The organism is Weissella uvarum, assembly GCF_016908785.1.
GTDB classification, from domain to species: Bacteria; Bacillota; Bacilli; order Lactobacillales; family Lactobacillaceae; genus Weissella; species Weissella uvarum.
The window spans coordinates 1-10,998 of the sequence record NZ_JAFBEO010000011.1 but is presented as its reverse complement, the minus strand read 5'-3'; the positions used below and the strand labels follow the sequence as shown (position 1 = coordinate 10,998).

At 34.2% G+C, this 10,998-nt stretch carries 13 protein-coding genes; 6 read left to right on the top strand and 7 right to left on the bottom strand.

The genetic code is table 11. The features are described from left to right. Positions 1-71: 71 nt before the first annotated feature. The 5 genes from JOC36_RS08620 to JOC36_RS08600 form a co-directional block, all read right to left on the bottom strand. Positions 72-212: a hypothetical protein gene (locus JOC36_RS08620; RefSeq protein WP_205146089.1), complete on the bottom strand. Its 141-nt coding sequence runs from the start codon at positions 210-212 to the stop codon at positions 72-74. 1,362 nt (positions 213-1,574) lie between these two features. Next, positions 1,575-2,402, bottom strand: coding sequence for a hypothetical protein (locus JOC36_RS08615; protein WP_205146088.1), 828 nt, complete (start codon positions 2,400-2,402; stop codon positions 1,575-1,577). An 880-nt stretch (positions 2,403-3,282) separates the two neighbouring features. Then, entirely contained in the window at positions 3,283-4,050 is a 768-nt protein-coding gene (locus JOC36_RS08610) for a CPBP family intramembrane glutamic endopeptidase (protein WP_205146087.1), read from the bottom strand. 25 nt (positions 4,051-4,075) lie between these two features. Further along, positions 4,076-5,182, bottom strand: a complete 1,107-nt coding sequence (locus JOC36_RS08605) for an HlyD family efflux transporter periplasmic adaptor subunit (RefSeq protein WP_205146086.1) — start codon at positions 5,180-5,182, stop codon at positions 4,076-4,078. A 14-nt stretch (positions 5,183-5,196) separates the two neighbouring features. Next, complete coding sequence (locus JOC36_RS08600; RefSeq protein ID WP_205146085.1) at positions 5,197-7,365, bottom strand: peptide cleavage/export ABC transporter; 2,169 nt, start codon at positions 7,363-7,365, stop codon at positions 5,197-5,199. Positions 7,366-7,587: 222 nt separating this feature from the next. Between JOC36_RS08600 and JOC36_RS08595 the strand changes: the two genes are divergently transcribed. The 5 genes from JOC36_RS08595 to JOC36_RS08575 all read left to right on the top strand — a co-directional run bounded on the left by JOC36_RS08595 (position 7,588) and on the right by JOC36_RS08575 (position 9,078). Then, positions 7,588-7,749, top strand: coding sequence for a hypothetical protein (locus JOC36_RS08595; RefSeq protein WP_205146084.1), 162 nt, complete (start codon positions 7,588-7,590; stop codon positions 7,747-7,749). Between the two features lie 32 nt (positions 7,750-7,781). After that, entirely contained in the window at positions 7,782-7,964 is a 183-nt protein-coding gene (locus tag JOC36_RS08590; RefSeq protein WP_205146083.1) for a hypothetical protein, read from the top strand. 68 nt (positions 7,965-8,032) lie between these two features. Beyond that, positions 8,033-8,701: a CPBP family glutamic-type intramembrane protease gene (locus tag JOC36_RS08585; RefSeq protein ID WP_205146082.1), complete on the top strand. Its 669-nt coding sequence runs from the start codon at positions 8,033-8,035 to the stop codon at positions 8,699-8,701. A 23-nt stretch (positions 8,702-8,724) separates the two neighbouring features. Next, positions 8,725-8,898 (top strand): hypothetical protein, encoded by a 174-nt coding sequence (locus JOC36_RS08580; RefSeq protein WP_205146081.1) that lies wholly within the window; start codon positions 8,725-8,727, stop codon positions 8,896-8,898. A gap of 42 nt (positions 8,899-8,940) precedes the next feature. Continuing rightward, positions 8,941-9,078 carry a hypothetical protein gene (locus tag JOC36_RS08575; RefSeq protein ID WP_205146080.1) on the top strand — a complete coding sequence of 46 codons (138 nt, stop codon included), beginning with the start codon at positions 8,941-8,943 and terminating at the stop codon, positions 9,076-9,078. Positions 9,079-9,455: 377 nt separating this feature from the next. Here JOC36_RS08575 and JOC36_RS08570 read toward each other — a convergent pair whose 3' ends face one another. Further along, positions 9,456-9,656, bottom strand: coding sequence for a helix-turn-helix domain-containing protein (locus JOC36_RS08570; RefSeq protein ID WP_239517574.1), 201 nt, complete (start codon positions 9,654-9,656; stop codon positions 9,456-9,458). 16 nt (positions 9,657-9,672) lie between these two features. Next, positions 9,673-10,173 (bottom strand): hypothetical protein, encoded by a 501-nt coding sequence (locus tag JOC36_RS08565; RefSeq protein WP_205146079.1) that lies wholly within the window; start codon positions 10,171-10,173, stop codon positions 9,673-9,675. Positions 10,174-10,449: 276 nt separating this feature from the next. Here JOC36_RS08565 and JOC36_RS08560 point away from each other — a divergent pair, with 276 nt between their 5' ends. Next, entirely contained in the window at positions 10,450-10,650 is a 201-nt protein-coding gene (locus JOC36_RS08560; RefSeq protein WP_205146078.1) for a hypothetical protein, read from the top strand. The last annotated feature ends 348 nt before the right edge of the window (positions 10,651-10,998 follow it).

Below are 10,998 nucleotides of genomic sequence, written 5' to 3'. Positions count from 1 at the left end.
ACATACAAAAAGGCACTAGGTAGTGTGAGTACCCAGTGCCAACAAGACTTGAGTGTAATATGCGTTAACGACTATTCATTTGAATAGTCGTTTTTCTTTTTGTCATTGGGGTCTGAGCGACGAATATAGTCAGACTTTGCTGACTTTACCCGGTAAGAACCTAATGCGCCAAGAATGATCGAAATGGCAATTGCCCACGATACTACGTCCATTACACGCAAACCTTTCTCGAATTTTCATGTTGCTCTACCTCCTTGACTTGAGTAATTGAGGGGTAAGCTAACACTCAAAACGAACCAAAGGTTCTTATCTTGTTACGTTGGATTACGAGTGCTCCCGCTCCAACGCATTGTCTATTGTAACATCATTCAAGAAAGTTCACTTCAAATAAAAAGCCGACTACCGTATGCGGACAGAGTAGTCGGGTTAAAAATCAAGGTTTAGCGTCCCTTGATACTTATCATTATGCTATTTTGATGTTTGTTTATCAACGACTAGGACCATTAAATCCACGGTCACGTTGTTGCTGTTTGTACCAGTCCATATAGGTTAATAGTTTGTTGATCAAGTATCTTTGTAAATGCGGCATTAACCTTGAATTATTTTTTCTAGTAAAGGGATATATGTTATAATGAAACCACGGAAGTATTGGAGTCAGAGGTAACCTCTGATTAAAAAAACCTCTTTAGGTGTAGTGACCTAAAGAGGTTTTTTTGTGCTATAATTCCAGCTGGCGCATCACTACAAAAGGCGCCAGATTGGAGGTTACTGATGATGACTCCTTTTACTTTCGTCATGACAATTATTGCGGGTATTATTACTGGTGTAATTGTTGAAATCATTAAACGTTACTTCATGAAGTAGTGTTTTAAGAGACGTTAACCAATTGATGGCTAGCGTCTTTTTTTAACGGGAAGAAGCAGGATATTGTTGATTAACAAGATGAATTAATCAGCTGTAATTGAAAAAATGAAATTTTAACGGGTTAAGGGGAAATCCCGGGACGGTGTCCCGGAACCCCGCTGAGCTGGGATTTCAGCCTCCGGTAGAACCTAAAGGAAGTACGACAAAGTTCGTACCAAAAGTACGACCAAAGTCGTACCGTGATTTTGATCTGAAAATTACCGGTTGGATCGAAAAAATCAGTATTAAATTGACTGAATGGATTATAAAAATGACACTATGTCATTCCGCCGGGTGGAAAATTATGTATGACAATGTCATACAAGTTTGTCATACAAAAAGGTGCTTTTGTATGACAGAAAAAATGTAACAGAGCATAAGGGGAAATTGTCTCAACATTCGTTGAGAGCCTACAGTGTAGGCATTTCTAGGTGTCTCAATTTTTGTCGGATGTATGACGTTGTCAGACACCCTATTTTAAGTTGTCAGACATTGTCAGACGCTTTTTTGCAAAAAAAAAGACGCTTATGCGTCTACCTTTGATATCAACTAAGCCGTCACTCTATGGCGCAATATCTGGCTCACGCGTGCCTGTGCAAACTTAGTTGATAACTAAAAGTATAACATAAAATATGTTCGTCATAGGTGTTTAATGATACTAAATATTTAATTTAACGGTTAAATAATCGTTTCCAAAACCCCTTACTTTTTTCTTGATTAAGTTGTTGCTCAAGTGTTGATACTTGGTTTGTTAAAGTGCCCCGATCATTGTTAATTTGTTCAAGAGAATGGGTTAAACGTTCATTTTCGGTTTTAAGTTGTTCAGCTTCACTTTGTAATTGGTTAAATGTATTTGCTTGATCAAGTAACTCACTTTTTTTAGTTTGAAGATCCTTATTTTCTGATATGTAACTAATTAATAATTGCCTTTGTGTCACGTACTTTTGCTGAAATTTTTCAGATTTAGATTGGGCATCTTCTAGTTCATTAGATAAGGTATTTATTTCTTCTTCTAGTTCAGAAGAGGTTGATGTTTCCATCATTAATTGCTTGTTCTTGTTCAGTAAATCTAGACGTTCTTGTTCGGTAATTTGAAGTTTATGTTGTAGATCAAGTTGCAATTGTTGTGCTTGATCTGCCAACTTATGAGCTTCCGTTGCGAGTTGGTTGGCATGTTTGATATTTTCTTGAGCAACTTCTAGCTGAGAATCTTTGGCATTTAACTGATTTATTAGCGATTTATTCTGTTGTAATAGTGTTTCAGTTAACGAATCTGTGTCATTATGAGGGATTTGGGACTCATCTATTGTACTTTTTTCTAAAGTATGTAAATTATTATTTTTTTTATTTGAAGACGTGCGTTTAAAATTCATGAGTTTAGTTTTTTGCTCATCAGTTAAACTATCTAAACTGTCAATGGGAATGTTTAAAGCACGACATCTTTTATAAAGCGTTGCTTTAGACATGTTTAAAGACTGTGCTAATTCATCTCTGTTCATATCAAAGTTTCTCCTAAACTAAACGGTTTAGTTTAGTTTAGCATAAAAACTAAACGGTTTAGTTTAGTTTTGACGTCATTAAACTAAACTACCTTGAAGTATATCGGAGTTTTGCATGTTGACATATGTGTACATGTGAAAGTAACATTAATGTTATTAACAACCGAATAAACGAAAAAGCTCCATTCAGAATTGGCGTTCTGAATGGAGCTAGTGCAATGAATAGGTCAAGTATTCGAAGCACATTGTCAAATCACTTTGTAACTACAATTATAAGTATACGAAGTGATGACGTCAACCTACAAATTTAACTCACAGTAAGTGGATTATTGGTGTAAAGACGATACAGTGTAAGCTTTAGAATGGCTAACTGTATCGTCTTTTTTGTTTACTTAAAAAGACAAGCACCGATGAACCTGCCACGTTACGGCGCTGTGAGTATAACGAACTCTAGGGAACAATAAGCTTAGGTGGAAACTAAGACGTCACGTGAAGGACCTTGCTCAAAGCACTGCGGGAGCATAAAAGAGAAGCAGTGAAGCTGTTAATGGTAGAAGCCGACGAGGGAACACTACATTAGCACCTATCTAGGTTGCGCTAGATAGCCAGACATATAGAATGCGGAAAGATCGCACTAGTGATAGTGCAGAGCGATTTCAGCGTGTCTAAGCGGGTGATTAACCAGTTGCACCAAATAAACTAACGGCAAAGCTTAGAGACGTCCACAAGGGGTGATCTGTGTGGATAAAGAAATGAAATTGTACATGAAACATGTAAGGCGCTTGAGATGCACAAAAGCCACTCGTCCAGTACTGCGAAAGCAGGAAATGGACGAGTGGCGAGAGAGAGCCTTTGCATGCTTGTTTTTACATCAACCTATTTAGTAAATAATTTTTTGTTTAGTATTATCAACACTTATAATGAATAAAATACTAAATATAGTTATTGGAAGGAACAGGATCATAATTATAATCCATGGGCTTGTCTCGGTACCTCCTAGTATGGTTGGTTGTAAATCAAAGATGAAATGTGCGATGGCACCAATGTATATTGTGTTTGTTTTTATTTTAATGGCGGAAAAGAATATACCTAAACAAGTCGCATAAAATACTTGTTGATATATTGCTGTTAGACTAGATTCACCAATATTAGTAAAATGTAATAATCCAAACAAAATACTAGTTATTATTGATGTTACTGTTAATAAATAGTGGGTGGTATGTAACTTATTAAGTATTCGCTGGACTAAATTAAATAAATAACCACGTATAAGATATTCTTCAAAAAATCCAGCACTTAGAGCAGTTATAGTTGCAGCGAATAGTGTTTTAAGATCTGTTTTATAGAAGCTAATAAAGCTCGGAAAACAGCTGGTTAGATAGATAATAAGAAACCAAATAATTGTTAAGCTTAAATAAATTTTCTGTGTTTTTGATAGTATTAATTTAGTCTGGAAGAGCTTTCCATTATTAGTTTTTTTATTAACAAGATGAATGATAAGACTAATAAACAGTGCGGTTCCAATTAACTGAATAAATAAAACGTAAATTGGAACGTTCACGGAAAATGGTTGAAATATTTCTCCACAAATGAAAGTAAGGATAATCCAAAATCCTACTGGGATACCGATTATTTTAGCTGGTTTCATGTTAAATCCTTTCAGAAAAAGTGTTTTATGCTGATGTGAATAAGAGATCTTTTACATAGTTAAGCCATGTTTTTTTACCAGTAATGACTGATATATTACCACTTAAGCCATAGTGAACTTGTTTATAATCTGTTTTTTTAGGATTAAGCATAGCTGTAACTTGATAAGCCGATCCTTCTTTTGTAGTTGTTTCAGCGCTATCTATTTTAGTAATTTGGCCTTTTAACAGAAGTGGTTTGGGACCATCTTGATTGGCTTTAAATCGAATTTTTTGTCCGGTTTTAATGCCGTTCATTTTATCAGTTGGGACATAAAAGTTGGCTGTTAATTTTGTGTTAGCTGTAAGATTGGGGTAGATTTCAGCAATTTCTGAACCACTTTGTAGATACTTTGTTTGTGTTTTATTGTTTGGTACATGGAGCACTCCGTTAGTTGGAGCTAGGATTTCTTGATTGAGCATGTCGGTATCAATATTTTTTGATTGTCCGTTTAATTCAATGTTTGTATCTTGTAGGTTGCTGATCTCATTATTAATATCCGCAAGTGTTTTCGCTTTAAGGGAGCTTTCCTTGTTAGTTAGGGATTGGTTAGCCCGGTAGAGATCATTATTTTTTTTCTGTGTGTTTTCATTGCCAGCTGAAATGTCAGCATGCTCTTGTGCTGATGAGTTTTGTAAGTCAGCTAATTGCGCTTGATAATCGTCAAACTGATCAGCATAGCCATAATTATCATTACCATTGAATAAGTTTTGATTTGTTTGGACACTTTGTTTGAAAGTATTTAAAGCAGCTAATTTAGCAGTGGTTTTATTAAGCTTAGCGTTGTTTACAGTTTCTGCATTTTTAGGGTCACGTTTATCGAATTCAACAAGGGTGTCACCTTTTTGAACGTGCTTACCCTCTTTGAGGTTATTTTTAGTGACCGGATTGTTGCTAGGTGATTGTATGACTGCTAACGTTTTTTCAGGTTCAATCGATCCTACAGATTTGACGACAATTTCTTTCTTAGTAAAACACATAAAAAGAATTAAGAGGATTAGCCCAATAACGATCGGCCAGATTAATTTAGTTGTAAAGGTGCCATAACGTCGATTATAAAATTCAGAACTTTCAAATTGATTATCATCTAACATAAATTACCTCAATCTTATTTCTGAACTAGGTTAGTATAAGCAGCATTGTTTCCGAGCAGCTGATCATGTGCACCATCAGCCACAATTTGACCATGATCAAGCATGACTAAACGCGGGACCCGTTCGGCAATGGTTAAACGATGAGCAACGAAGATAATTGTCTTATCAGAGAGAGCCATTAAATTATCAACGACATTCTTTTCTGTAAGTAGGTCTAAATTACTGGTGGATTCATCTAAGATCAAAACTGGAGAATCCGTTAATAGAGCTCTGGCTAGTGAAATACGTTGTCGCTGACCACCCGAAAGGCTTCCTGCTTCAGAAATTTCTGTCTCAAAGCCTTGAGATAAGACTTCTATATCTGTTCTAATTTCAGCAATCTCCGTCGCTTTAAGCACATCATCAAAGGTAGTTCCTGGCTTAGCACCTAGTAACAGATTATCAATGACCTTTCCTGTGAAAATATGTGGTTCTTGGGGCACATAAGTAATGATTTCACGTAACTTTTGTTTATCTATGTTTTGAATATTAGTGTTATTTAAGGTGATTTTACCGTCATCACGAGATAAGTCATAAAAACGGACCAATAGTTTAGCTAGGGTTGATTTACCGGAACCACTAACCCCGACTAGGGCTAACTTTTCATGGCTAGTAATTGTTAAAGAGAGCCTGTCTAAAACGGGCTTATTGTATTGATATTCAAAAGAAACGTTATTGAAGGCTAAAGCAATGTCATTATCAACTTTAATGGGTAAAGTGGTTTGTCCATTTTCTTTAAATTCAGATGGGACCTCAAAGACTTCATTCAAACGATGAGCGGCCACAATGGCAGATTGGATTTTGCTTTGTAGGTCGATAATTGACTGCAGTGGGTCTGTAAAATATCCCAGCAAAGCATTAAAGGCCATGAGCTGACCAACGCTTAGTTTATTTTGCATGACTAAGTTAGCACCATACCAAAGAACTAGGACTTCGAAGATTAACTTTAAGCCGTCTTTAATGGCTTCTTGAATTGAGGTTAGACGAGAAGTTTTAAAAGAGCGCTTTAGGAATTGCACGTAATCTTTATCGACCTTATTATAGCTGTTTTCTTCAGCACCTAAAGCTTTAATGGTTTCCATACCATTAAGACTTTCGATAATTGAGGACTCTAAGCTAGCACCTGATTTCATTTCGTCCATATTGTAACGATGGAATGGTTTGGCAAATAAGTACATCACAATAACATACAGTGGAATGGCTAGGACTGAGATAAGGAACATATCCGCATTATAAGCCAATAGGACTACTGCCATAATGAGCACAATGCCAACATCAAGTAACATAGAAAGAATAGAGCTAGCAACGGCCTCAATAATGGTATTGGCGTCGTTAAAACGTGATGTGAGTTCTCCTACACGTCTTGTATAAAAAAAGTTCATGGGTAATTCGAATAAATGCTTAACGTATGACAAAATTAAATCAATTGATAGTCGTTGTCCCAATACAATTAGTAAATATTGCTGTACATAGTTCATAATTTGTTGAAATACATAAGCAGTGATTAAACCGACTGCCATAATACTTAACGTAGTGAACATACCATTGGGGATATAGTCATCAATCAATATCTGTAAGAAGTATGATCCCGCAATGCTAATTAAGGTCACAATTAATGAAGCGGCAACGATATTCGCAACAAGGCCTTTTTGCTTAAAAATAATGGGAAAGAATGATTTGAAGCCGGCTTGTTTATCAGTATTAGGCTTGAATTCTGGGCTAGTTGCAAAAAATAGTGCAACACCTGTCCACTGTTCAGAAAACTGTTTATAAGACATTTTTTTCTGTTTAACATCTGGATCTGGATCAGCAATATAGATGTGATGTTTTGTTGCCTTGTAGACTACGTAATAATGCTCTAGAAGCTCATCATCTTCAGGCTTTAAGACGTGGACAATAAAAGGGTAAGGAATGTCTTTATAGTCATCAAATAGAGTCATATCTGCTTTGATAGCTTTTGTTTCAAATCCAAGTTTCTCAGCAGCTTTTTTAATACCTAAAGCGGTTGACCCATCTAAACTAGTTTTTTCTAACTCTCTAATTTTTGAAATTGATATGTTGTGACCAAAAGTCTCAGATATCATGGCTAAGCAGGCAGCACCACAGTCACGTTCATCGACTTGAGAAATGTAATGAAATTTCAAAACGAAACTCCTTCTATATGGTGTTTTTTAATTAAATATTGGTTGTACTATATAAATAATAGCGTTTTAAAAATGAATATTAAAGCATTTAATTGTACTGATAGAAATGTTTTTAAATTATTTGAAATAAAACGTTTTAATAATTTGCATTCAAAAAATCAAGTGATAATATATGTGTTGTAAACAGATGCCATATTTAAGATAGAATTGAGGTGGTTTATGATGAACGATAAAGTAATTTCGATGCAAGGGTTTGAATTTATGTCGGATAGTCAACTTAACACAGTGGTTGGTGGTCGAAAGAAAAAGTGGAGAAAGCCATATCCAGGATATCATGTAGTAGATGCTGTTTGGAGTTTCGGTCGTGGATTTTTGGGAATTTAATTAGTCGAGTTTTATGTAAAGGGGCTATTATTATGAGTAATAAATTTTCTACATTGGATAAATTTGATGCTATTGAGAATGCTAAATTAAATAACGTTAATGGTGGGTTTAATCGATTAGCCTATCAACTTGGAAGTGATGCAGCTGCTTTTTTGGGAGCTATTGGACGTGTTAAAGGTGTTCGTCGAGCTGTTCGTCGCCGTCGTCGTCACTAAAATGTTTTTAAAAGAAGCCCACGGACTAAACGGAACGTGGGCTTTATCTTTATTAAGGGAATGAATGTATGGATCAACTGAAGATTAAAAATCTCCGTAGTTTAGTTATTGGAATATTGTTAAGTATATTTGGACTTTCAGTAGAGTGTAATATATATAATATGGAATTCCTTAATAGTATAAATTGGTTCCTCCCGTTAATTACTGGGTTATTAGCGTTATTGATAATTTTTGGAAAAAATCCTCTGATGCAAATGCTACGACCAATGCAAAAAGGTTCTATAAAAGTAGTTTTTATATTGTTGTCGATTTCATTTGGTATAACATTATCAATGTTGTTAGTTTTCATACTCATTCATATAGATATTAATCCAAATGCTTCAAAGGTAGTTATGGATGGACAAAGTACAATTGAAAACATGGTATATGACTTCCAATCTATATTTACGATATTAGGTGAAGAATTTAGTATGGCAGCATTGATTCTACCAATTGTATGTATATTAACTAATAAAATAGGGAATCATAATGCATGGATTATAGCTAATATTTTAGGCTGTTTATTTTTCTTTGTATTTCATCTTCCTGCTTTTGGATTTAGTTATACATCGGCTATTATTGTTGGACTAACTAGATATCCTTTTACATTAGCTTGGAAGAAGACCGATTCCTTACGTGGTGGAATTTATGTTCATTTATTGTATGATGGAATATTAATGATACCTAGTTTGATATAGATTTTTTATTAGGGGGAAGACATATGGTTGATAATGTTTTACAGTTGGTGGGCTTTATAGGTGTGCTTTTGTTGACGGTAAATATTAATAAGGTGTTTAACTATTTAAAGTTATGGCAAAAAGTAGGTTTCTTTTTAATCTGGATAGGTGTAGCTGGAGATTTTATTTTCAGTTTTTTGCAAGGATTTTTACATTAATGAATTAGGTTGAGTAATAATAATTTAAGAGAGAAGTATATTATGAATAATAATTTGAATGTAGTAAATAAATTTGAACATTTGGAAGATGATAAATTAATCAATATTAACGGTGGACGGAATAAGTTAGCCTACAATATTGGAAAGACCATTGGCCGAATTATTCGACGTGTTCGCTAATAGATTTGAATAAGTCTATTTACTTAATGAACATGAGAAAAGAACAAATGGGAAGATTGATAGTTTTGTATATAATGATCCGTTTGGAGAAGGTGAGTGGTTAAAGTTCACTACGGGGAAATATAATTACAAAACAGATGTTGCCTTAGTTCAACATAAAGGTACATATGTACGACAAGTGAAAATTGTTGACGAAAATGATATACCTAAGGATACGCAGTCACAATTGAGTAATCACTATGAAAAGTACAATTCAAAAACATACAGTAATCGTGTGAATAAGAATGTAGCGTGGTGGCCATTTAATTAGGTATACCAAAGTGACTTTACACAACGTTGAAATTAAATGGTGTAATTAAAAAATTTATATAGAAGAATCACTCTTCATAAGTCATAATGTCACCAGGCTGGCAATTTAACGCTTTACACAAGTTTTCTAAAGTTGAAAAGCGGATGCCTCTACCTTTACCATTTTTTAGAATTGAAAGATTAGCGGGTGTAATACCGATCATTTCTGCTAAATCTTTAGATTTCATTTGACGTTCTACTAATAGTTTATCTAAATTAATTTTAATCATAGTTATATACCTTCTTTTAAATTACTTCATCGACATCTTCTTGTAGGTTGAATCCATATTTAAAAGCCACATAGACAAGATAACTAAATGCCCAGAATACAGTAGGCAGAGCAATTGATAGTAATGCGTTTCCAAGAGCCGGTCCAAATGGATATTGTTCATGTATACCTGAAACAAATAAAAATACTAGTTCAATGGCTAAGTAAGAGCCAGTATATATTAAAAATGATTTTAGTTGAATGATATTATAGGCATTGAAAAACGAATTTTTTTTGACGGAATTTGAAAACTTCCTAAGACAGTTATAAATAAAAATTAGCAAAATAGAAGTTATTAAATTGATAAAACTTGAAAATAGTGCAAATCCTGTATTTTGTGATAATCCTTGCTTAGATATATGAACTATATCAACGCAAAAACTCCCAAAATATGCCACCGTACTGATCAACATGCTAAACATAGCGAACCATGCTACAAATACTAATGCATTAAGAATTACTTTTGTCGTTTTATTCATGATAATAAAATCTCTCTTTCTTGCTGTTTAAGATTATTTTTTTATTGTAAAACAGAAATTTATTATTGTAAATGTTTTTTTGATATTGATTAACGGTAAGACTTAAAATAAATGGTAATAAATTATAATACGATTAATGGAAATTAGTTATAAAAATATAAACAGTGGAAGTTAGGATATATTAATGAGTTTAAATATGTATTTAATTCTATCTTTTGAAAGTGATATACTATATTAGAAATGTACGCTTCCAATAATTGATAGAGGCATATAGATATGGTTAAAAAGATTTTTAACGATTTTTTGTATAGTTTAGGGATTGTTTTTTTAGTGATCTTAGTTGCTTATCTGTTTGGCGTGGATGTTAAAATTATTTTTACGAGCAAGGAAGTAATTATTGCCTGCTGCGTGTTAATGCTTATCGCTGTTACTGGAGGAGAATATAAAAAAGCTAAAAAGAAGGCGAAAGCACTTTAAAAACAACTTATATCAGGTATACCAAAGCCAGTTAACATAATCCCAATTACCTTGAGTTGTCCCGTTGATGGGGTTAAACTACCCTTGTGAAGTTCCCCCACTTCACAAAGTCAAAAAAGCCCGTTCAGCTCGTTTCACAAACGTCCTAAACGGGCTTTTTTCACAATCTAGACCACTTGGTCATTAAGTGTGTTCCAGTGTGTTCCAAGGAATAATATTTTACTATTATTCCTTGGAACATGTTATAATGAGGACATACAAAAAGGCACTAGGTAGTGTGAGTACCCAGTGCCAACAAGACTTGAGTGTAATATGCGTTAACGACTATTCATTTGAATAGTCGTTTTT